Source organism: Bacillota bacterium (genome assembly GCA_023511835.1).
In the GTDB taxonomy this organism is placed as follows: Bacteria; Bacillota; Sulfobacillia; order JAIMAT01; family JAIMAT01; genus JAIMAT01.
Genome location: JAIMAT010000001.1, coordinates 87,066 through 108,147 on the forward strand (window position 1 = coordinate 87,066; position 21,082 = coordinate 108,147).

At 75.2% G+C, this 21,082-nt stretch carries 21 protein-coding genes; 8 read left to right on the plus strand and 13 right to left on the minus strand.

Annotated elements, in window-relative coordinates; translation table 11 throughout:
• Positions 1–67: 67 nt before the first annotated feature.
• The 10 genes from eno to K6U79_00525 all read right to left on the minus strand — a co-directional run bounded on the left by eno (position 68) and on the right by K6U79_00525 (position 10,441).
• Positions 68–1,345, minus strand: a complete 1,278-nt coding sequence (gene eno / locus K6U79_00480; GenBank protein ID MCL6520833.1) for a phosphopyruvate hydratase — start codon at positions 1,343–1,345, stop codon at positions 68–70.
• A gap of 48 nt (positions 1,346–1,393) precedes the next feature.
• On the minus strand, positions 1,394–2,947 hold the full coding sequence (gene gpmI / locus K6U79_00485; GenBank protein ID MCL6520834.1) for a 2,3-bisphosphoglycerate-independent phosphoglycerate mutase: 1,554 nt from the start codon (positions 2,945–2,947) through the stop codon (positions 1,394–1,396).
• Between the two features lie 32 nt (positions 2,948–2,979).
• Entirely contained in the window at positions 2,980–3,792 is an 813-nt protein-coding gene (gene tpiA / locus K6U79_00490; protein MCL6520835.1) for a triose-phosphate isomerase, read from the minus strand.
• Positions 3,785–4,963 (minus strand): phosphoglycerate kinase, encoded by a 1,179-nt coding sequence (locus tag K6U79_00495; protein ID MCL6520836.1) that lies wholly within the window; start codon positions 4,961–4,963, stop codon positions 3,785–3,787. The genes tpiA and K6U79_00495 overlap by 8 nt, the downstream gene beginning before the upstream one ends.
• Positions 4,964–5,025: 62 nt before the next feature.
• On the minus strand, positions 5,026–6,036 hold the full coding sequence (gene gap, locus K6U79_00500; protein MCL6520837.1) for a type I glyceraldehyde-3-phosphate dehydrogenase: 1,011 nt from the start codon (positions 6,034–6,036) through the stop codon (positions 5,026–5,028).
• A 105-nt stretch (positions 6,037–6,141) separates the two neighbouring features.
• Positions 6,142–7,098: a Na/Pi symporter gene (locus tag K6U79_00505; protein MCL6520838.1), complete on the minus strand. Its 957-nt coding sequence runs from the start codon at positions 7,096–7,098 to the stop codon at positions 6,142–6,144.
• A gap of 56 nt (positions 7,099–7,154) precedes the next feature.
• Positions 7,155–7,865: an HAD family hydrolase gene (locus tag K6U79_00510; GenBank protein MCL6520839.1), complete on the minus strand. Its 711-nt coding sequence runs from the start codon at positions 7,863–7,865 to the stop codon at positions 7,155–7,157.
• Positions 7,862–8,761, minus strand: coding sequence for an Asp23/Gls24 family envelope stress response protein (locus tag K6U79_00515; GenBank protein MCL6520840.1), 900 nt, complete (start codon positions 8,759–8,761; stop codon positions 7,862–7,864). Before K6U79_00515 ends, K6U79_00510 begins: the two co-directional genes overlap by 4 nt.
• Positions 8,758–10,059 carry a glutamate-1-semialdehyde 2,1-aminomutase gene (hemL, locus tag K6U79_00520; protein MCL6520841.1) on the minus strand — a complete coding sequence of 434 codons (1,302 nt, stop codon included), beginning with the start codon at positions 10,057–10,059 and terminating at the stop codon, positions 8,758–8,760. Before hemL ends, K6U79_00515 begins: the two co-directional genes overlap by 4 nt.
• A gap of 43 nt (positions 10,060–10,102) precedes the next feature.
• A complete protein-coding gene (locus tag K6U79_00525) occupies positions 10,103–10,441 on the minus strand; it encodes a thioredoxin family protein (GenBank protein MCL6520842.1) in 339 nt (112 codons plus the stop codon).
• A gap of 300 nt (positions 10,442–10,741) precedes the next feature.
• Between K6U79_00525 and K6U79_00530 the strand changes: the two genes are divergently transcribed.
• The 4 genes from K6U79_00530 to K6U79_00545 all read left to right on the plus strand — a co-directional run bounded on the left by K6U79_00530 (position 10,742) and on the right by K6U79_00545 (position 14,530).
• Positions 10,742–12,061, plus strand: coding sequence for an alkaline phosphatase family protein (locus K6U79_00530; GenBank protein ID MCL6520843.1), 1,320 nt, complete (start codon positions 10,742–10,744; stop codon positions 12,059–12,061).
• A gap of 233 nt (positions 12,062–12,294) precedes the next feature.
• A complete protein-coding gene (locus K6U79_00535) occupies positions 12,295–12,564 on the plus strand; it encodes a GlsB/YeaQ/YmgE family stress response membrane protein (protein MCL6520844.1) in 270 nt (89 codons plus the stop codon).
• 149 nt (positions 12,565–12,713) lie between these two features.
• Positions 12,714–12,860, plus strand: a complete 147-nt coding sequence (locus K6U79_00540) for a hypothetical protein (GenBank protein ID MCL6520845.1) — start codon at positions 12,714–12,716, stop codon at positions 12,858–12,860.
• Positions 12,861–12,880: 20 nt separating this feature from the next.
• Complete coding sequence (locus K6U79_00545) at positions 12,881–14,530, plus strand: S9 family peptidase (protein MCL6520846.1); 1,650 nt, start codon at positions 12,881–12,883, stop codon at positions 14,528–14,530.
• A 48-nt stretch (positions 14,531–14,578) separates the two neighbouring features.
• On the opposite strand, the gene K6U79_00550 is transcribed toward K6U79_00545, so the two are convergent.
• Entirely contained in the window at positions 14,579–15,079 is a 501-nt protein-coding gene (locus K6U79_00550) for an NUDIX hydrolase (GenBank protein ID MCL6520847.1), read from the minus strand.
• Positions 15,080–15,129: 50 nt separating this feature from the next.
• Positions 15,130–15,753: an NAD(P)H:quinone oxidoreductase gene (wrbA, locus tag K6U79_00555; GenBank protein ID MCL6520848.1), complete on the minus strand. Its 624-nt coding sequence runs from the start codon at positions 15,751–15,753 to the stop codon at positions 15,130–15,132.
• A 153-nt stretch (positions 15,754–15,906) separates the two neighbouring features.
• On the opposite strand from wrbA, the gene K6U79_00560 reads away from it, so the two are divergent.
• The 4 genes from K6U79_00560 (at position 15,907) to K6U79_00575 (ending at position 20,307) form a co-directional block, all read left to right on the plus strand.
• On the plus strand, positions 15,907–16,803 hold the full coding sequence (locus K6U79_00560) for a DegV family protein (GenBank protein ID MCL6520849.1): 897 nt from the start codon (positions 15,907–15,909) through the stop codon (positions 16,801–16,803).
• An 83-nt stretch (positions 16,804–16,886) separates the two neighbouring features.
• A complete protein-coding gene (locus K6U79_00565) occupies positions 16,887–17,240 on the plus strand; it encodes a hypothetical protein (protein ID MCL6520850.1) in 354 nt (117 codons plus the stop codon).
• A gap of 17 nt (positions 17,241–17,257) precedes the next feature.
• Complete coding sequence (locus K6U79_00570; protein ID MCL6520851.1) at positions 17,258–19,240, plus strand: M1 family metallopeptidase; 1,983 nt, start codon at positions 17,258–17,260, stop codon at positions 19,238–19,240.
• Positions 19,237–20,307, plus strand: coding sequence for a hypothetical protein (locus K6U79_00575; GenBank protein ID MCL6520852.1), 1,071 nt, complete (start codon positions 19,237–19,239; stop codon positions 20,305–20,307). Before K6U79_00570 ends, K6U79_00575 begins: the two co-directional genes overlap by 4 nt.
• Positions 20,308–20,319: 12 nt before the next feature.
• On the opposite strand, the gene K6U79_00580 is transcribed toward K6U79_00575, so the two are convergent.
• The coding region (locus K6U79_00580) for a 6-phospho-beta-glucosidase (protein MCL6520853.1) at positions 20,320–21,082 on the minus strand (763 nt) is incomplete at its 5' end.

Below are 21,082 nucleotides of genomic sequence, written 5' to 3' on the forward strand. Positions count from 1 at the left end.
CTCCCCTCGGGACTCCGCCAGTCTAGCATAGACTGCCCGGGCCGCGCCGGAGCGGCGCGCCCGCTGCTCAGGCGCGGGCGTAGAGCGAGCGCCCCGCGAAGAGGGCGCTCTCGCCCAGTTCCTCCTCGATGCGCAGGAGCTGGTTGTACTTGGCCACGCGCTCGCCCCGGGAAGGCGCTCCGGTCTTGATCTGGCCGGCGCCGGTGGCCACCGCCAGGTCGGCGATGAAGGCGTCGGGCGTCTCCCCGGAACGGTGCGAGACCACCGTCCGGTAACCATGCTCGCGCGCCAGGCGCATCGTCTCCAGCGTTTCGCTGACGGTGCCGATCTGGTTCACCTTGACCAGGATGGCGTTGGCCACCCCTTCGCGGATGCCGCGGCGGAGCCGTTCCGGGTGCGTGACGAAGATGTCGTCGCCCACCAGCTGCAGCCTCCGACCCAACCTCTCTGTCAGCGTCCGCCAGGCGTCCCAGTCTTCCTCGCCGAGCCCGTCCTCCAGCGAGACCAGCGGGTAGCGGGCCGCCCACTCCTCGTAGAGGCCGATCAGCTCCTCCGCAGAGCGCTCGCGACCCTCCAGGCGGTAGCCGCGCGTGGCGTCGCCCAGCTCGCTGGCGGCCACGTCCACGGCCAACGCCACCTGCTCGCCCGGCCGGTAGCCCGCACGTTCGATGGCCGCCACCAGCAGGTCGAGCACCTCCTCGGGCTTCTCCAGCGCCGGGGCGAAGCCGCCCTCGTCGCCCACCGCCGTGGTGAGGCCCCGTTCGGCCAGGAGGGTGCGGAGCGCCTGGAAGCTTTCGGCGCCGGCGCGGAGCGCGTCGGCGAAGCGCTCGAAGCCGAGGGGGACGAGCAGGAACTCCTGCACGTCCAGCGGGTTCTGGGCGTGGCGCCCGCCGTTGACCACGTTGAGCATGGGGACGGGGAGGAGCCGCGCGCCCGCGCCGCCCAGGTAGCGGTAGAGGGGGACGCCCAGCGAGCGGGCGGCGGCTCTCGCCACCGCCATCGAGGCGCCGACGATGGCGTTGGCGCCGAGGCGCGACTTGTCCGGCGTGCCGTCCAGCTCGATCAGCGCCCTGTCGATGCCCGCCTGCTCCTCGGCGTCCCAGCCCATCAGCTCGGCCGCGATCTCGTCGTTGACGTGCCGGACGGCCTCCTCCACGCCCCGCCCGCCCCAGCGGGAGGGGTCCTGGTCGCGCAGCTCCCGCGCCTCGTGGCTGCCGGTGGAGGCGCCGGAGGGGACCGCGGCGCGCCCCAGCGTGCCGTCTTCCAGCTCGACGTCCACCTCCAGCGTGGGATGCCCCCGCGAGTCGAGGATCTGACGCCCGTGGACTCCGACGATCGTCGCCATGGGGATGCTTCCTCCCTTCGTTCGCACCGCGCCCGGCGGCCCGCGGGCTCACGCCTCGGCCGGCTCCGCCAGGAGGTCGCGGCCCTCCATCACCGCCGGCCGCGGAAGCCCGAGGAGACCGAGAGCGGTGGGCGCCACGTCGCGCAGGCCCCCCGGGGCCAGCTCGCGCGGCGCCCGGCCCGGCACCACGGCGATGAAGGGGACGGGGTTGGCGGTATGGGCCGTATGCGCCTGGCCCGTCGACGCGTCCTCCATCTCCTCGGCGTTGCCGTGGTCGGCCGTGATCAGCACCGCGCCCTCCCGCTCCAGGACGCCCTCCACCACCCGCCCGACGCAGCCGTCCACCGTCTCCACGGCGCGGACCGCGGCCTCGAAGTCGCCGGTGTGACCCACCATATCGGCGTTGGCGAAGTTGAGGACGACCAGGCGGTAGTCGTTCCCCGCCAGCGCCTGCAACAGCCGTTCGGTAATCTCGGGCGCGCTCATCTCCGGCTTCAGGTCATAGGTGGCCACCTTGGGCGAAGGAACCAGAATGCGGTCCTCGCCTTCGAACTGGCGTTCCTCGCCGCCGTTGAAGAAGTAGGTGACGTGCGCGTACTTCTCGGTCTCGGCGATGCGCAGCTGGCGGCCGCCCGCGCGCGCCACCAGCTCGCCCAGCGTCTCCGTCAGATCCGGCTTGGGGAAGGCGACGGGCAGCGCCAGCGACTCCTCGTAGCGGGTCATCATGACGAAGCGCAGCCCCAGCGCCGGGCGCGGGAAGGGCTCGAAGCGGTCGTCGGTCAGCGCGTGCGTCAGCTGGCGCGCCCGGTCGGCGCGGAAGTTGAAGAAGACGACGCCGTCGCCGGGCCGGATGCGGCCCGGCGCCTCCCCGCCGCCGTCCGGCGAGGGCAGGATGACGGTGGGCTGGACGAACTCGTCGCTCTCGTCGCGCGCGTAGGCGGCGTGAAGCGCCTCCAGAGGCTCCCGGGCGGCCAATCCGCGGCCCTCCACCAGCGCCCGGTAGGCCCGCTCCGTCCGCTCCCAGCGGCGGTCGCGGTCCATGGCGTAGTAGCGGCCGGTCACCGTGGCGATGCCCGGCAGGCCCAGGCTCTCCGCCCTGGCCTGCGCCTCGCGCAGGAAGGGCTCCGCGCTCCGCGGCGGCGTGTCCCTCCCGTCCAGGAAGGCGTGCAGGTAGACGCGCCCGAGCCCCGCGCGCGCCGCCATCTCCAGCAGGGCCAGGGCGTGGCGGATGTGGCTGTGGACGCCCCCGTCCGAGAGCAGACCGATCACGTGCAGCGCCCGTCCGGCGGCGCGCGTCTCCTCCATCACCCGGCGCAGCACCGGGTTCTCGAAGAAGCTCCCGTCCCGGACGGCCCGGTCGATGCGGACCAGGTCCTGCCAGACGATCCGCCCCGCCCCGATGGTCAGGTGGCCGACGTTGGAGTTGCCCATCTGCCCCGCCGTCAGTCCCACCGCCTCGCCCGAGGCCTGGAGCTCGGTATGCGGCCACTCGCGCCAGAGGCGGTCCATCACCGGCGTCCGCGCCGCCAGGATGGCGTTGCCGCGGCGCTCGCGCCGGATGCCCCAGCCGTCCAGGACCACGATGGCCAGCGGGCCCCGCACGGGCCCGGGCCGGGCCGTCCCGCCCGTCGCCGTCACGCGCCCCACCCGCCCCGGCGGCGCGCGGCGGCGACGATGGCGGCGAACTCGGCCGCCTCCAGGCTCGCGCCGCCCACCAGCGCCCCGTCGAGCTCCGCCTGGCGCAGGAAGCCCTCCGCGTTGGCGGCCTTGACGCTTCCTCCGTAGAGGACGCGCAGCTCCGCCGCGTCGCCGCCCAGCCAGCGGCCCGCCCTCTCGCGGATGAAGGCGGCCACCTGCGCCGCATCCTCGGGCTGGGCGGCACGGCTGGTGCCGATGGCCCAGACCGGTTCGTAGGCCACCACCAGGCGGCCCAGCGCGGCGGCCTCCAGCCCGGCCAACGCGGCCGCCAGCTGGCGTCCCACCACCGCCTCGGTACGCCCCGCGTCCCGCTCCTCCGCCGTCTCGCCGACGCAGAGGATGGGACGGAGCCCCGCCTGCAGCGCCGCCGCCACCTTTCTCTGCACCGCGGCGTCGTCCTCGCCGTAGACCAGGCGGCGCTCGGAGTGGCCGACGATCGCCCATCGCGCGCCGGCGCCCAGGAGCATGGCCGCCGAGACGCCCCCGGTGAAGGCGCCCGCCGGCCGCGGGTCCAGGTCCTGGGCGCCCAGCTCCAGCCCCGACCGCGCCAGCGCCTCACCCGCCGCCGCCAGCCCGGTGTACGGCGGGCAGAGCACCACCTCGGGCTCGCCGGGACGGCCGGGATCGAGGCCCAGCGCCTCCAGCTCCCGGCGGACCGCCGCCGCCAGCTCGCGCGCCTCGGCCGGCGCGCCGCGGTTCATCTTCCAGTTGGCGGCCACCAGCGGCCGCCGGCCCCCGGCCTCAGGCATCGGCCAGCGCCTCGATGCCGGGGAGCGGCTTCCCCTGCACGAACTCCAGCGAGGCGCCGCCGCCCGTGGAGACGTGGTCGAAGCGGTCCGCCAGGCCCAGCTCGTCCACCACGCGCACCGAATCGCCGCCGCCCACCACCTTGTAGGCGTGGCTGTGCGCGATCACCTCGGCCAGCCGTCGCGTCCCCTGGGCGAAGTCGTACCATTCGGTGACGCCCAGCGGGCCGTTCCAGAAGATGGTCCGCGCCTTGCGGATCTCGGCCGCGAAGCGCTCGACGGTCCGGGGCCCGATATCCATGGCCACCCACGTCTCCGGCACCGCGTCCACCGTCACCACTTGGTGGTCGGCCGTCTCCTCGAAGAAGTCGCCCACCACCAGGTCGATGGGGAACTGCAGCTCGCGCCCCAGCTGGTGCGCGCGGTGGACCAGCGCCCGCGCCTCGCTCGCCAGCTCCGGCTCCACCAGCGACTTGCCCATCCGGTGCCCCATGGCCAGAAGGAAGGTGTTGGCCATGCCGCCGCCCATGAGCAGCACGTCGGCCTTCTCCAGGAGAGCCTGCAGAACCGGCAGCTTGTCCTTGACCTTGGCTCCGCCCACCAGCACCACGTAGGGTCGCTCCGGCCCGAAGAGACGGGAGAGGCCGCGGATCTCCTGCTCCATCAGGAAGCCCGCTACGCCCTCCAGCCGGCTCCCCACACCGGCGGTGCTGGCGTGCGCGCGGTGGGAGGAGCCGAAGGCGTCGTTGACCCAGAGATCGGCCAGGCGCGCCAGCGCCTCGACGAAACGCGGGTCGTTCCGCTCCTCCCCGGGGCGGAAGCGGAGGTTCTCGAGCAGGAGGATCTCGCCGGGCTGGAGGCGGTCGACCATGGCCTCCACCTCGGGGCCCACGCTGTCGGGGGCCAGCGGCACGGGCCGCCCGAGCAGCTCGCCCAGCCGCCGGGCCACCGGCGCCAGGCTGAGGCCTGGAACCACCTCGCCCTTGGGCCGCCCCAGGTGGGAGCAAGCGACCACGCGCGCGCCCTGGTCCAGGAGGTAGCGGATGGTGGGCAGGGCGGCGCGGATGCGCGCGTCGTCGGCCACCCAACCTTCCTTCAGGGGAACGTTGAAGTCGACCCGGAGAAGGACGCGCCTGCCTCGCACGTCGATGTCGCGGACGGTCTTCTTGGCCATGCTCTTGCACCTCCCCCGTGGTCGCGGCACGGCGCACCGTGCCGGCGTGCGGCGCGGCGGCCTCAGAGCCCCTTGGAGGCCAGGAAGCGGACCAGGTCGAGCAGGCGCGCCGAATAGCCCCACTCGTTGTCGTACCAGGCGACCGTCTTGACGAGGCGTCCCTCCAGCACCATGGTGGAGAGCTCGTCCACGATGGAGGAGTAGGTGGAGCCCTTGTAGTCCATGGAGACCAGCGGCTCGCGGCTGACGCCCAGAATGCCCTTCATCGGCCCCTCCGCCCAGCGCTCGAAGGCCGCGTTCACCTCCTCCTCGGTCACGTCGCGGGCGAGCTCGGAGACCAGGTCGGTGATGGAGACGGTGGGCGTGGGCACGCGCAGCGAAAAGCCGTTCAGCTTGCCGTTCAGCTCCGGGATGACGCGCCCGATGGCGACGGCGGCGCCTGTGGTGGTAGGGATGATGTTCTGGGCGCCGGCCCGCGCCCGGCGCAGGTCCTTGTGGGGCAGGTCGAGGATGCGCTGGTCGTTGGTGTAGGAGTGGACGGTGGTCATCAGGCCGCGCACGACGCCGAACTCCCGGTGGAGCACCTTCACCATGGGGGCCAGCGAGTTGGTGGTGCAGCTGGCGTTGGAGATGACATGATGGCGGGCCGGGTCGTACTGGTCCTCGTTGACGCCCAGCACGACGGTGATGTCCTCGCCCTTGGCCGGCGCCGAGATGATCACCTTGCGCGCGCCGCCGCGGTCGATGTGCAGGCGGGCGTGCTCCCGGTCGGTGAAGCGGCCCGTCGACTCGATGACCACGTCGACGCCGTACTCCCGCCAGGGGATCTCGCCGGGGTCGGTATGGCGGAGGAAGGCGATCCTGCGGTCGTCCACGCGGATGGCGTCCTCCTCCGCGCGGACGTCGTGCTCCCAGACCCCGTAATTGCTGTCGTATTTCAGCAACAGCGCGAACGAGGCGACGTCGGCCACGTCGTTGACCGCCACCACCTCGACCTCCGGATCCTCCCAGGCCTGGCGCGTGAACCGCCTTCCGATGCTGCCGAATCCGTTGATGCCGACGCGAACGGTCACCTTCCGGCCTCCTTCCCGCCCGGCGGCCCCGAGGGCCGGATCCCGAGGCCTCTCCGGGCTGGCGATCTCCTCCAGCCACTGTCCGCGGACATTATAACCGCGGCCCTAGTCTGCCCCGGCGCCCGCCAGCGCCAGGGCGGCGCGGGCGAGGGCGCGCCGCGCGGGCAGAAGCGGCAGCGCCGCGAGCAGGTTGAGCAGGCTGTGCGCCATGGCCAGCCGGGCCGCCGGCGCCGCCGCCAGCGCCCCCGCCGCCCGCGCCAGCGCCTCGCGGCCGAGGAGGAGCCAGGCCAGGTCGGCGGCCAGGTTGAAGAGGAGGTGGGCGGCCGCCACCGCCCGCGCGCGCCGTCCCAGCGCCGCCGCCGCCAGCAGCGTGTCGGCGACGGTGCCCAGGTCGCTGCCCAAGAGGACGGGGATCGCCTGCCCCAGGCCGAGGGCGCCCGCCTGGAGCAGCCGTTCCAGCAGGCCCACCACCAGCGCCGAGGAGAAGGCCAGCGCCGTCGCCGCCGTCCCCACCAGGAAGCCCCACCCGGCCCCGGCACCGCCCAGCGCCGACTCCAGCCACCCCGCGCCGCCCGCTCCGGCCAGCGCCGCGCGCGCCGCCCCGCCCAGCAGGTCGAGTCCGGCCAGGAGCGCGCCCAGGGCGCCGGCGGTGCCCGCGACCGTCCTCCACGCCGGGCGCCTGGCCCGCCCGGCCGACGCCCGGCCCGCGGCCCAGAGGGCCAGCGCCCAGGGCCAGGGGAGCGGGGCGGCGGCCACGTGCGAGGTCAGGGTGGTGCCCACGTTGGCACCCAGCACCATGGCCACCGCGCCGGCCAGGTCGACGGCTCCGGCGTCGGCCAGCGCCTCCAGCAGGATCACCCAGGCGCTGGAGGAGCCCAGCAGCACCGTTCCGCCCGCCCCCGCCAGGAAGGCCAGGAGCGGCCGCTCCCCGGCGCCCCGCGTCGCCGCCGCCAGCCGCGGCCAGGCGGCGGCGGATCGTCCCGCCTCCGTCGCCTCGCGGAGCGCCAGCAGCACCAGCGCCAGCCCCGCGGCCAGGCCGAGGAGCGCGCCGGCCGGGCCCACGCCATCGCCTCCCGGCCAGCCCTATGCCCGCGGCGGGGCCGGAAGACCCGGACGAGTCAGGCGGCCTTCCCGTCGAGGAAGAAGCGGAGCACCTCGCCCAGGTCGCCCTCGCGCTCCACGGGCCGCCGTCGCTCCAGGTTGCGCGGCAGCCGGCGGACGAAGAAGGTGTGGATGCCCAGCTCGCCCGCCGCCATGTCCTGGCGCATGTCGTTGCCGAACATCCAGCACTCCTCCGGGCGCGCCCCGAGGAGCTCCAGCACCTCCCGGTAGTAGCCCGGGTGCGGCTTGACGTCGTGCATGTTCTCCAGGGTGGTGACCAGGCTGAAGGGCAGGTCGTCCACGCCCGCCCAGCGGAGGCGCTCGCGGACGGCCGCCTCCGGGAAGACCGGATCGGTGGCGACCGCCAGCCGCCATCCCGCCGCCAGCGCCGCCTCGAGCACCTGCCGCGCCTCCGGCCAGCGCTGGCTGAAGCGCGCAAGCGAGGGGAAGACCTCGCGGTAGAAGCGGTCGAAGGCCCGCCGCAGCTCCCCCTCCAGCGCGGCCGGGAGGCCCCGGTAGAAGCGCTCCTCGAAGCGCGCGGCGTTGCTCCGCCGCCCGTCGCCCGGCGCGGCCAGCGCCGCCAGCCCTTCCTCCATGCGCCGCGCCAGCTCGGCCGGCGCCAGGAGCGCCGCCACGTGCCGGCTGAGCGCCTCCAGGTAGGGCGGGAAGAAGGTGGCGATGTCGAAGCCGAGAAGCGTGCCGTCCAGGTCGAAGAGAGCCGTCTTCACGAGCCCGCTCCCTCCTCTCGCCGCCCGGGCGCCGGAAGCGGCGGCGCCTCGGCGGAGGGCGGCCCTCCCCCGGCGGGCAGGGCCAGGCGGCTGGCGCTCACCTCGACGCGGCCGATGAGGAGGGCGGTCAGGCTCTCGACCCGCTCCGCCACCCGCCGGCGCACCTGCGCCAGCACCCGGTGGAGCGGCGGCCCGTAGAGGAGCTCCAGCTCCAGCCAGATGTCGAGCCTCCCCGAGCGCTGCTCGACGCGGCAGCGCAGGACGTCGCGCACGCCCGGCACCTGCAGCGCCTCGAAACCGGCCAGGGCGACCAGCGCCTGGCGGGCGATGGTGAAGTGGCCGAGCCGGCTGTAGGTGGGCCGCACCACGGAGCGCTCCACCCAGGCCGTGCCGTGGCGGCGCGTGCGCAGGAAGAGGACCAGCGGGTCGATGAGGTAGCCCGGGAAGCTCCGCCGCACCTCCAGCGTCGGCGCGGGGATGACGTGCTTCCCGGCGTTCTGCCGCTCGCCCAGCGCCTGGCGGATCTCCTCCGGCGTGGCCAGCTCCTCGATGCGGTGGACCCGCTCCGGCGGCGGCAGGTCGAGGGCGCGGCAGATGCGCGCCACCATGGCCTCCGAGGTGCCGATCACCAGCAGCGGCAGGCCGGGACGCCGCTCCAGCGCCTCGCGGACGGCGGCCGCGTGGGCCGGGTCCTCCAGGATGGCCGCGCGCACGGCGGCGATGGGGTTGGGCGCCCGCTTGGCCGAGCGGCCGGCGACGATCCGCTCGCGTTCGATGAGCAGGCCGTCGTCCAGGAGGAGCGGGCAGCCCAGGTCGTAGGCCAGCTGGGTGGCGCGGTGGCTCTTCCCCGTCCCCGCCGGCCCGACCAGCGCCTCCACCCTGCGCCCGCCGCTCATCCGCGCCCGTCGCGGGCGATGGCCCGCAGCACCTCGCCCGCCGCCTCCAGCGCCAGGTCGACCAGCCGCTCGTCGTGCACCGTGGAGAGGAAGTTGGCCTCGAAGGGCGAGGGCGGCAGGTAGAAGCCCCGCTCCAGCATGCCGTGGAAGAAGGCGGCGTAGCGCGCGCCGCTGGCGCGCCGGGCGCCCTCCAGGTCGCGCACGGGCTCGCCGGTGAAGAAGGGGGTGGACATGGAGCCGCGCCCGTTGACCGTCAGCGGCACCCGCGCCTGCCGCGCCGCTTCCTGGAGACCGTTGCGCCAGCGCTCCCCCAGCCGGGCCAGGTGCTCGTAGACGCCCGGCCGCTCCAGCTCGCGCAGGGTGGCCAGCCCCGCCGCCACCGCCAGCGGGTTGCCCGCCAGCGTCCCCGCCTGGTAGACGGGCCCGGCGGGGGCCAGCTGTTCCATCAGCGCCCGCGGTCCGGCCACCGCCGCCAGCGGGAGCCCGCCGCCGATCACCTTGCCCAGGCAGGTCAGGTCGGGCTCGACGCCCAGCTGGCTCTGCACGCCGCCCCAGCCCAGGCGGAAGCCGGTGATCACCTCGTCGAAGATGAGGAGGGCACCCGCCCGCCGGCTCTCTTCGCGGAGGAGCTCGAGGAAGCCCGGCACGGGTTCCACCACCCCCATGTTGCCGGCGACGGGCTCGACGATCACCGCCGCCGTCTCCTCCCCGCGCTCCCGGAAGTAGGCGCGTACGCCCTCCAGGTCGTTGTACTCGAGGACGCTCGTCTCCTGCGCCAGCGCCGCCGGCACGCCGGGGCTGGAGGGGACGCCCAGGGTGAGCGCGCCCGAGCCCGCTTCCACCAAGAGGCTGTCGGAGTGCCCGTGGTAGCAGCCGCGGAACTTGAGGATGCGCTGGCGGCCGGTCGCCGCCCGGGCCAGCCGCAGCGCGGTCATGGTGGCCTCGGTGCCGGAGTTGACCAGGCGTACCTGCTCCACCGAGGGGATGGCGGCGGCGATCCGCTCGGCCAGATCCACCTCGGCCAGCGTCGGCGCGCCGAAGCTGGTGCCGGCGGCAGCCGCCTCCTGGACGGCGCGCACCACGGCCGGGTGCGCGTGGCCCAGGATCAGCGGGCCCCACGAGCCGACGAAGTCGACGTAGCGGTTGCCGTCCACGTCCTCGATCCAGGCGCCCTGGCCGCGCGCGATGAAGAGCGGGCTCCCCCCCACCGCGCGGAAGGCGCGGACGGGGCTGGAGACACCGCCGGGAATGCGTTCGGAGGCTCGCCGGAAGGCGGCCTCCGAACGGGGACGCTCCACCTCTGGATACGCCTCCTCCTGGTCGCTGCGGGTCAGCCCGCGGCTAACCCTTCTCGCTCTTCCCCAGGAGTTCGCCGATGCGGCGCTCCAACTCCTCCTTCTTGCGGAAGCCCTCCAGGCGGGCCATCTCCTGCCCGTTGCGGAAGACCAGCAGCGTCGGCACGTTCTTGACGCCGTAGATCATGGCGCTGACGGGGTTCTCGTCCACGTTCAGGCGGAAGACCTTCAGGTCGGGGCGCTCCTCGGCTAGCCGGCCGATCTCCGGTTGGAGCGCCAGGCAGGGCCTGCACCAGGGTGCCCAGAACTCGACCACGGCGACCAGCTCGCAGTGGTAGACCTGCTCGGCGAAGGTGAAGTCGCTCAGCTCGGCCAGCTCGCCCATCTCGTCGCCCCCTCTCCCCGCGGCGGAAGCTTGCGGCCGCTATTCGACGCGCGGAAACGGGTGCCCTGCTGGAACTCTATGTTGCCCGTGGCAAAGAGCGCTATTCCTTCACCCATTTGCCGCCCACCGGCCCTTTTCGGCGCGGGGCCGCCGCGCGCACCTCGGCCAAGCCCCGTCGCATAACCTGCCGCGGCCGGCTCCGGCGAAGCGCCCGGCGGCACGCCCGGCGCCGTCCGCGGCCGGCCGGGGGAGGGAAGCACCCTGCGCATCCGCCGCGTCCTGCTCCTGGACCTGTCGGGCGTGCCCGCCGAAGCTCTGGACGAGGGCTGGGCACCCAACCTGGCGAGCCTGGCCGCCTCCGGCGACCGCCGCAGGCTCAGGCCGCCCTTCCCCTCGGCGGCCTCCACGCTCCACGCTACGCTGGTGACGAGCCGGCCGACGCGGCTGCATGGCATCGTCGCCGACGCCTTCTACGACCGCGAGCTGATGCGCCCCATCGCCTGGGCCAACTCGGCGCGGCTCCTCCAGGCGCCGCCGCTCTGGAGCTGGGAGACGGGGGGACGCCCGCTCCGCGTCACCACCCTCTTCTGGGCCAACTCCTGGGGTGCGGAGGCCGACGCGGTGGTGGCCCCGCCGCTGCCCAGCGCCCCCTGGGCCAGCGACAGCCCGCCCGTCGGCTGCTCCACCCAGCCGGCCGGGCTCTCCGAGGAGCTGGGGCGGGCGGCCGGCCCGCTCACCTCGGGCGACTGGTGGGGACCGGGGGCGGGCCTGCGCGCCGCCCGCTGGACGCTGGCGGCCCTCGCCTACCTGCTGGAGCGGCGCGGGGCGGACGTGCTGCTGGCCTACCTGCCGCAGGCGGGGCACACGGCGCGCCGCTTCGGCCCCGGCAGCCCCGAGGCGCGGGCGGCCGTCCTCCGCCTGGACGGCGAGCTGGGGCGGCTGCTGGCCGCCCTGGAGCACCGCGGCACGCTGGCGGCGACGGCGGTGCTGGCGCTCTCCGGCCGCGCCATCCGGCCGGTGACGAGGCCGCTCCCGCTCAACCGCTTCCTGCGGGAGGCGGGGCTGCTGGCCGTCCGCCGCTCGGGGGGCCAGCTCTACCTGGACCTGGGAGGAAGCCGCGCCTTCGCCGTCTGCGACCAGCAGGTGGCGCACATTTACCTGCAGGGCGCCCGCCCGGCGGAGGTCCGCGGCGCGCTGGAGGGGCTGCCCGGCTTGGCCGCCCTGCTGGAGGAGGCGGATTTGCGCGCCCTGGACGCCGACCACCCGCGCTCGGGCGACCTGGTGGCCATCGCCGAGCCGGACGCCTGGTTCCCCTACGACTGGTGGGACCGGCCCGAGGAGGCGCCGCCGGTGGCCCGGCGGGTGGATCCCACCGGCAAGCCCGGCGTCGACCCGCTGGAGCTGCTGGCCGGCCCGGACGGCGTCCCGCTCGACCGCAGCGTGCTGCGCGGCTCCTTCGGCTCGCTGGCGGGGCGGCCGGAGGAGGGGTGGCTGGTCAGCTCCCGGCCCCTGCCCGCTCTGGCGCAGGACGAGGAAGTGGCCGCCGAGGAGGTGGGACCCATCCTCGCCGCCTGGCTGGGGCTCCAGCCGGGCTTGCGCCTGCTCCGCGCCGCCCGCTGAATGGGGGCGGCCGCCGGACCGGTCCCGTCCGGCGGCGTGCAGACGAGAAAGCCCGAGAACGGATGCGTCCGAACGAGATGGCCCACGTCCCGCCCCTGCGACCCGACGCTTCTGCCGCCGGGCCCGACGGGCGCCGCCTGATCAATCCCGACCTTTTTGGTTAGGTTTAAAGTGGCAGCGAGACCGAAGGCTGCCGGTTCTGCGACGCTTCTTCCCGAGAGGAGGTGTCGGAGGTGCTCGGTACCTACGGTTGGCTCGCCGTCATCGTGGTCGGCCTGGTCGTCGGCTGGCTGGTGGGGGCCTACGCCATCCCCAACCGGGAGTACCCGGCGGGCTGGATCGGCTACCTCCTGGCCGGCCTGGTGGGCGGCGTGGGCGGCGGCTGGATCCCGGGCAACTGGGGCTGGACGCTCGACCACGCCAACATGGTCGCCTCCATCGTCCTGGCGGCCGTGCTCACCTATGTGGTGGGCCTCTTCGGCAAGGCCAAGGTCTCCGGCTGAGGACGCGATCGTTCCCTGATTCATCCGGTCTGATGATCCCTCGCTGAGCGGCGCGGGCAGGGGCGGAGGCCCCTGCCCGCGGCCTTCCGGCCCCCCGCGCCGCCGCTGGGGGAGATTCCCGGCTATGATGGGCGGCGGGAGGTGGACCCTTGCCCAGCTTCGAGCAGTACTACGCCATCCGCCGGGTGAGCCGGGTGGGCTTCGGCGCGGACGGCCGCGACCTCTTCTACGTCATCGACACCAGCGGGCAGTTCAATGGCGGCACCCCCTGCGGGGCGGCTGCCCGGAGCAGCTGACCAGCTTCGACCGCGGCACCGTGCGCGCCTTCCAGCTCTCCCGCGACGGCCGCCGCCTGGCCCTGCTGGCCGACCAGGACGGCGACGAGCGCTACCAGCTCTACCTGATGGAGCCGGAGGGCGGCTGGCCGCGGCGGATCACCACGCGGGACGACGTCCAGTACCTTCTGGCGGGCGGCGCCTTCTCGCCCGACGGTCGCCGGCTCGCCTTCGCGGGGACGGAGAGCCGTCCCACCGACATGGAGCCGCTCATCCTGGACGTGGAGAGCGGCGAGGTGCGGAGCGCGGGCGGGGCGCCGGGGCGGAACCGCTACCCGGCCGGCTGGTCGCCCGACGGCTCCTCCCTGCTCGTCCTCGACCAGGAAGGGAACACCCAGGCGAACCTCTACCTCCTCCGCCTCGACGAGCCCGGCGCGGAGCCCGAACTCCTCACCCCCCACGAGGGCGAGGCCGTCTACGCGCCGGGACCCTGGCTGGAGGACGGCTCCGGCTTCTTCCTGATCAGCGACCAGGGGCGCGACTTCGCCGGGCTGGCCTTCTACCGCCTGGCGGAGCGGCGCCTGGAGTGGCTGGCGACGCCCTCCTGGGACGTCCAGGAGGTGACGCTGAGCGCCGACGAGCGCTACCTGGCCTACACCGTCAACGAGGACGGCGTCAGCCGCCTCCACGTCCTGGATCGGGCGACCGGCCGCGAGCCGGAGCTGCCCTCGCTGCCCGACGGCGTCCTCTACAGCCTGGAGGCCTCGCCGCGCCCGGGCTCGGGCGAGCTCTGCCTCCTCCTGGCGCGGGCGAGCCGCCCCGCCGACGTCTACGTGCTGGACTTCCTGGAGGGGGAGCTCCGGCGCCTGACGCGCAACCAGCTGGGCGGCCTCTCGGCCTCCGACCTGGTGGAGCCCGAGAAGGTCCGCTTCACCAGCTTCGACGGGCGCTCCGTCCCCGCCTGGCTCTACCGGCCGCGCGCGGCCGGGGAGGGCCGGCGCGTGCCGGCGATCCTCTCCATCCACGGCGGGCCGGAGTCGCAGGAGCTGCCGATGTACATGTACGGCGGGCTCTACCAGGTCCTCCTCGACCGCGGCATCGCCGTCCTGGCGCCCAACATCCGCGGCTCCACCGGCTACGGCCGGAGCTACCAGAAGCTGATCCACCACGACTGGGGCGGCGGCGAGCTGCGCGACCTGGAGGCGGCCGTCCGCTGGCTGCGCGAGCAGCCCTGGGTCGACCCCGGGCGCATCGGCGTCTTCGGCGGCAGCTTCGGGGGCTTCGCCACCCTCTCCTGCGTCACGCGCCTGCCCGAGTACTGGGCCTGCGGCGTCTCGCTGATGGGCCCCTCCAACCTGGTCACCTTCGCCCGCGCCGTCCCGCCCAGCTGGAGGAAGTGGATGGCCGCCTGGATGGGCGACCCCGAGAGCGAGCGCGACTTCCTGTTGGAGCGCTCGCCCATCACCTACGTCGACCAGGTCCGCTGCCCCATGCTGATCGTCCAGGGTGCGCGCGACTTCCGCGTGGTGCAGGCGGAGTCGGAGCAGATGGTGGAGGCGCTCCGCGCCCGCGGCCTGGAGGTGGAGTACCTGCTCTTCGAGGACGAGGGGCACGGCTTCATGAAGCGCTCCAACCAGGAGCGCGCCTGGCGGAGCGTGGTCGACTTCCTCACCCGCCACCTGCTGGGCTAGGGCGGCGCCGCCGGCGCGGCGGAGGGGCGGGAGGCCGCCCCCCGCCGCCTAGCCCGCGGCGGCCGCGCCGCTGCCCTGACGGACGAGCGCGCGGCGGATGGCCTCCCGGTCGTCGGCCCCCAGCTCCAGCGCCGGGTCGCCGGGATCGAGCCAGGCCAGCTCTGCCAGCTCCCCTTCCTGGGGCCGGAGCGGGCCGGCTGCGGGCAGCGCCACCAGGAAGTAGTAGCGCAGCGAGTGGAAGGCACGTCCGAAGAAGCTGACGTAGCTCTCGGCGAAGTAGAGGCTCTCCAGCACCCGCGGGCGCAGCCCCGACTCCTCGGCGAACTCGCGCTCCAGCCCTTCGGCCAGGCTCTCCCAGGGCTCCACGCCGCCGCCCGGCAGCTCCCAGCGGCCGGTGAAGAGCGAGCGTCCCAGGAACACGCGCCCCTCCCGCAGCGCGACGCCGTAGCAGGCGGGCCGCCAGCGGACCTCGGCCGCCGGGAAGTGGCGGGGCTCCCCCCGCACGGTGGGACAGAGGATCTGCCGTTCGGGCGGTCGCGGCCGCGCCAAGGCTCCACACCTCCTCGCCCGCGCCGCGGGCCGCGGCCGCGGGCCGGCTCTCAGCCGTCCGACTGCTCGCGTCCGGCCAGCAGCCAGGCGGTCACGCGCATCAGCCGGCGTGCCAGGTAGGCCGCCGCCTCCAGCACGCTCTCCGGCAGCGGCTGCCCGGGCTTGGCCGTGGCGCTCACCCCGTAGGGGTTGCCACCGGCGGCGAAGACAGCCGGATCGGTGTAGCCGGGCGGGACGAGGATGCAGCCCCAGTGGTGAAGGACGTTGTAGAGCGCCAGGAGCGTGCTCTCCTGCCCGCCGTGGTCGTTGGAGGCGCTCGTGAAGCCGGCGGCCGTCTTGCCCGCCAGCTTGCCCTGCGCCCAGAGCGGCCCCGTGGTGTCCAGGAACTGCTTCAGTTGCGACGCGACGTTGCCGAAGCGGGTGGGCGTCCCGAAGAGGTAGGCGTCGGCCCACTCCAGGTCGTCGTATCCGGCCTCGGGCACGTCGCGCGTCGCCTCGAGGTGGGCGCGCCAGGCGGGGTTGGCGTCGACGGCCTGCTCGGGCGCCAGCTCGCGCACCCTGCGCAGGCGCACCTCGGCCCCCGCCTCTCTCGCCGCCGACTCGGCCGCCCGTGCCAGCCGGTAGATGGTGCCCGTGGAGCTGTAATAGATGATGGCCAGACGGACGGGTCGCATGCTCGCCAAGTCGCCTCCGGTCCTCCATGGTAGCGCAGGCCGCACCTGCGCGCCCCCCGGCCGCTTCGACCGCCCGGTAACGAGGGGGGTGCGGCCGGACGGAGTATGCCCGGAGCGGGTGTTCGAGCGACGGACGGGACGGGGGGAGCGGGGATGCGCGTAGGCGTGGCGCTGGACTCCACCGGCGACCTGGACCGGGCCACCCTGGAGGCCTACGGGCTGGAGTCGGCGCCGGTGGTCGTGCTGGTCGACGGCCGGGAGCTGGAGGCGGGCCCGGAGGCGGACCGGGCCGCCTTCGCCCGGCTTCTGGCGGGCACGCCCGTGGAGAAGATCAGCACCTCGGGCGTCAACGTGGAGGCCTGGGGCGAGGCCGTGGACCGGCTGCGTGCGCGGGGCGCCGGCTCGGTCCTGCTCCTCTCCCTGGCCTCCACCCTGAGCGGCACCCACCGCAGCGCCGTGGCCGCCGCCCGGCTGGCCGAGCCGTTCCCCGTCCGCGTCGTGGACAGCGGCACCGCCTCCTGCGGGCTGGCCGCGCTGGCGCTCTCCGCGGCCCGCCTGGCCGCTTCCGGCGCCTCCCTGGAGGAGATGGAGGGCTGGGTGCGGAAGGCGGCCGCCCGCACGCGGACGATCCTGGCCAGCCGCGACACCAGCATCCTCCGCCACCTGGGACGCCTGCTGGAGGCGGAGCCGGGCGGCTCGCCGGAATACGTCCTTCTCGACCTCGGCGCGCGCATCCGTCCGCTCGGCGCCGCAGAGGGCGTCGAGGAGGCGGTGGAGCGGCTGGCCGCGCTGTTCCGCGAGCACTGGCAGGGCGGGGACGGCCCCGAGGGGGGCTGGCAGCTGGTGATCGGCCACGGGGGCAACGCCGACGCCGCCCGGCGGCTGGAGGAGCGGCTCGGGCAGCTGGCCCCCGCCGGGCAGCGGTTCCACGTGTTGCGCGTCGATGACGGCCCCATCTTCACCCTCCTCTCCCGCGGGCCGGGCGGCTTCGGCCTGGGCGCGGCGCCGCTCCCCGGCCGCCTCGACGAGGCGGGGGCGGCGCGCGTATGAGCGCCGGCCGCGCGGGGAAGGGCTTCCCGTAGCCGCATTCCGGCCGCCGCGGCGGCCGGCGGGAGGGATGGGGGACGGGCTCGGTGGGACGCTGGGGCGTGGCGGCGCTTCTCCTGGTGGTCGCCGGCGCGCTGGTGCTGGCCTGGGGCGGCCAGTACGAGGCGGCCGCCGGCCACTGGGCCAGCCGCCTCTACGCCAGCCCGGGGAGCCCGCAGGCGGCCCGCGCGCTGGCGCAGATGGAGATCGCCCGCATCCGCTACATGACCCGCGAAGTGAGTACGGTGGCGCTGGCGCTGGCGGCGCTCTGGCTGCTGGCGCGGGCGCCCGCCGCCTGGTTCGGCGGGCTGGAGGCGCGCCTGGGGCGCTGGGCGGAGGAGGCCCGCCGGGCGGCCGCCGAGCGGCGCCGGCTGGTCCGCCCAGGAAGCCGGCCCGACTGAGTCGAATCGGGAGCGCCGTGGAGGGAGAGGCCATCCTGCTGCCGCGCCGCCCCCGGCGAGCGCTCCTGGCCGCGCTGCCGCTCGTGGTGCTCCTGCTGACGGCGGCGGCGCCGGCCCCCGTCGATCCCGCCGCCGAGCTGGACGGGCTGCCCGCGCCGCCGCCGCCGGTCGTCCGCTACGTGCTGGACGTCCGCCTCGACCCTGCCCGCCACCGCCTCAGCGGGCGCGAGCGGATCGTCTGGCGGAACCCTTCCTCGCTGACCGTCGACGCGCTCTACCTGCACCTCTACATGAACGCCTTCGCCGGTCCGGAGACCACCTTCGTGCGCGAGTCCGGCGGCCAGCTGCGCGGCGTCCGCTGGGACCCGCGCCATCCCGGCTGGATCCGCGTGGAGGGCGTGCGCCTGGAGTACGTCCAGCCCGACGACCACAACCCGCAGGACCGGACGCTGGCCCGCCTGCCGCTCCCGCGGCCCGTTCCCCCGGGCGGCACGGCGACGGTGGATCTCTCCTTCGAGGAGCAGCTGCCCAGGGTCTTCGCGCGGGCGGGCTACGCCGGCGACTTCGTCCTGGCCGGGCAGTGGTTCCCCAAGGTGGCGGTGCTGGAGCCGGCGGGCACGCGCGGACGCACCTCGCCGGGCTGGGATCTGCACCAGTACCACGCCAACAGCGAGTTCTACGCCGACTACGGCGACTACGACGTCCGCCTCACCGTGCCGGCCGACTACGTGGTGGGGGCGACGGGCGTGCAGGTGGGGAGCTCGCAGCCGCAGGCGGGGTGGAAGAGCGTCCGCTTCCTGGCGCAGGCGGTCCACGACTTCGCCTGGACCGCCGATCCCCGCTTCGTGGTGCGCGAGGAGAGCTTCCGCGCCGCCGGCCTGCCTCCGGTGCGGGTGCGGCTCCTCCTCCAGCCGGAGGACGTCACCTCGGCCGGCTTCCAGTTCCGCATCCTGCAGGGCGCCTGGCGGCTCTTCGGCCGTAGCTGGGCCCCCTACCCGTACCCCGTCCTGACCGTGGTCGACCCGCCGAAGGGGGCGGAGGGCGCGGCCGGCATGGAGTACCCGACGCTGATCGTGGGAGGCTACCCGGTCCCCGGCGCCCACGAGCCGCAGGAGCCGGCGCTGGCCGACGTGCTGGTGCACGAGTACGCCCACCAGTACTGGTACGGCCTGGTCGGCTTCGACGAGACCGAGGAAGCCTGGCTCGACGAGGGGCTAGCCACCTACTCGGAGATGCGCGCCATGGCCGCCCTCCTGCCGCGGGCGCCACTGACCCCCGGCGAGCTGGGCCTGGAAGGGCTGCCGACGGCGGCGCTGCCCGGCCCGCTCCGCTGGCTCGCCCCGGGCCTGCCGCCGCTCACCGCCAGCGGCGACGACCTGATCCGCCTCCAGTACCTCCCCATGCTGCCGCCGGAGCAGGTGCGGCCCGCCTGGCAGGAGAGCGACGACGCGCGCTACTGGTACACCGCCTACGGCCAGCCGGGCCTCTTCTACCTGAGCCTGGAGGGCTACCTCGGACGTGCCACCTTCGACCGGGCGCTCTCCACCCTTGTCCACCGCTACGCCTGGCGCCACCCCTCCACCGACCAGGTGCGCGCCGTCTTCGAGGAGGTGTCGGGCCGGCCGCTGGGCGACCTCTTCCGCCAGTACGTCACCGGCGCGCGACGGGTCGACTACGGGATCGACTCGGTCCGGCCGGCCGTCCAGGGCACCCAGGTGACCGTCCGCCACCTGGGCGACGGCAGCTTCCCCGTCCGGGTCGAGGCGACCTACGCCGACGGCAGCCGGCGCATCCTCGGCTGGGACGGGCGCGGCCAACAGCGGACGTTCACCTTCCCCGGGGCGCCGCAGGAGGTGCGCGTGGCCGGCGGCCTGGCGCTCGACGTGGACAACGCCGACGACGTCTGGCGGCAGCGGCCGCCGGCCTGGCCCTTCGCCCGCTGGTGGGGCGAGCTGGCCTACCTGGTGGAGACGCTCCTGAGCGGAGGGGTGCTCTGGTGAGGCGGTCGTTTCGCGCGGGGCTCGCCTTCGTCGCCCGCCACGCGGGGGCGCTCCTTCTGGCCTGGTTCGTGACGGCCGCGCTGGGCGCCCTCCCCTGGCTGGCCGTGCCCTCGCTGGGCGCCTTCCTGGCGGCCCTGCCGGATGCGGCGGACGCCTGGGCGACGCTCGACGGCGGCTGGCTCCTCGGCATGCTCCTCGGCCCGCACGCGCCGCTCTCGGGGCCGCCCGCGCCCACGCCGGCCACCTTCCCTGCCGGCACGGCGCCCGGCGCCGGTCTCGCCGATCCCGACGCCACCCTGCGAGGAAGCCTCCTCGTCGTGGCCCTCGTGCCGCTCCTCGCCTGGCTGCTGGGACCGCTCCTGGCCTCGCTGACGCTGGGCCGGGCGCTCCTCGCCGAGCAGCCGGGCGGGGGCGACGAGGGCGCGCCCGCCGCGGCCCGCCGCAGCCTGGGCGCCGATCTCCGCCTGGCCCTCGGACCCTTCTACCGGCTCTGGGCCGCCGGCATCCCCCTGACGCTCGCCTCGGCCGCCCTCTTCGCCGCGGCGGGCGCCGCGCTCGGCCGCCTGGCCGGCCCCGCCGGCGGGCCGTGGGGAGCGCTCCTGGGCGGCGCCCTGGGCGCGGCGCTGGCGCGGCTGGCCGTCGACGCCGTCCGCCCGGCCATCCTGGCGGCCGCCCGCACGGGCCGGCGGCAGGGCGCCTGGGTGCTCTTCCGCGCGCTCCTCGGCAGGGCCGCCCTGCCGCTCTGGGCCGCCCTGCTGGCGCTGGCGGCGGTGGCCTTCGTCGCGGGACGGCTCCTCGCCGCGGCGCAGGGGTGGCTGGTCTGGGGCCGGCTTCCTCCCGCCTGGCTGGGGACGTCGCTCCTGCTCCTCCTCCAGCAGCTGGCCGTCCTCCTCCAGACGGCGCTCCACTTCGCCACGGCAGGTGCGGGCACGGCCTTCGAGGGCTGGCCGGGGGAGTCCGCGGCCCGGCCGGCCCCGTCCGTCCCGCCGGCCCCGCCGAAGTCGCCGTCGGAGGCGGCGGAGCAAGCGGAGGAGGCAGAGCGGGCCGGTCTCCTCCCGCGGGCCTAGCAAGCCGGGCGCCTAGCGCGGGAAGAAGCGCGGCAGGTAGGGCCGGTGCGCCTCCAGCAGCTCCTCCAGGAGCTCCCGCGCCACCGCCACCCCGGGTACCAGCGGATGGGCGACCAGCGCGGCCAGCGCCGTCTCCCGGTCGCCGGTCAGCGCCGCCTCGACGGTCAGCTCCTCGTACGCCTTCACCTGCTGCATCAGGCCGCGCAGCTCGGGCCGCAGCCGGCCGTGCGCCACCGGGCGGACGCCCCAGGGGCCGACGCTGGCGTCCACCTCCAGCACCGCCTCCGGCGGCATGTCGGGCGTGGCGCCCTGGTTGGGCACGTCGAGCACGTGGAGCGCGGGCCGGCCGGTCCAGAGCGACTCCATGGCGCCCAGCGCCGCCTCCGAGTACCAGGCGCCACCCCTCTGGCCGAGCTCCGCGGGCGGCTCGCTCCGTTCGTGCTGGCGGTAGAGGTCGAGGAGCTGCCGGTCGACCGCCTCCACGCGGTCGGCGCGCGTCCCCTCGCCCGCCTCCAGCGCCCTCCTCGCCTCGGCCAGCGTCGCCTGCGGCAGGAAGTAGTAGCGCAGGTAGGGGTTGGGGATCAGCCCGAGCCGCCGCGCGTACCCGAGGAAGGCCTCCACCTCGGGCGAGGCGGCGTCGAGGCCGGGCAGGTTGGCCACCAGCTCGCGCAAGGCCAGGTCCGAGGCCAGGATCTCGCCCGTGATCTCCCTCCCGTCCAGGAAGAGCCGGCTCCAGGAGAGGTGGTTGAGGCCGATCGTGCGGAGGCTGACGCGC

Bases quoted from the DNA above. Each gene is read 5' to 3' on its own strand.
- K6U79_00515 (MCL6520840.1), bottom strand. From the start codon at position 8,761: ATGAGCGGCGGGCGCAGGGTGGAGGCGCTGGTCGGGCCGGCGGGGACG.
- eno (MCL6520833.1), bottom strand. From the start codon at position 1,345: ATGGCGACGATCGTCGGAGTCCACGGGCGTCAGATCCTCGACTCGCGG.
- K6U79_00560 (MCL6520849.1), top strand. From the start codon at position 15,907: ATGCGCGTAGGCGTGGCGCTGGACTCCACCGGCGACCTGGACCGGGCC.
- K6U79_00525 (MCL6520842.1), bottom strand. From the start codon at position 10,441: ATGGGCGAGCTGGCCGAGCTGAGCGACTTCACCTTCGCCGAGCAGGTC.
- K6U79_00495 (MCL6520836.1), bottom strand. From the start codon at position 4,963: ATGGCCAAGAAGACCGTCCGCGACATCGACGTGCGAGGCAGGCGCGTC.
- wrbA (MCL6520848.1), bottom strand. From the start codon at position 15,753: ATGCGACCCGTCCGTCTGGCCATCATCTATTACAGCTCCACGGGCACC.
- tpiA (MCL6520835.1), bottom strand. From the start codon at position 3,792: ATGCCTGAGGCCGGGGGCCGGCGGCCGCTGGTGGCCGCCAACTGGAAG.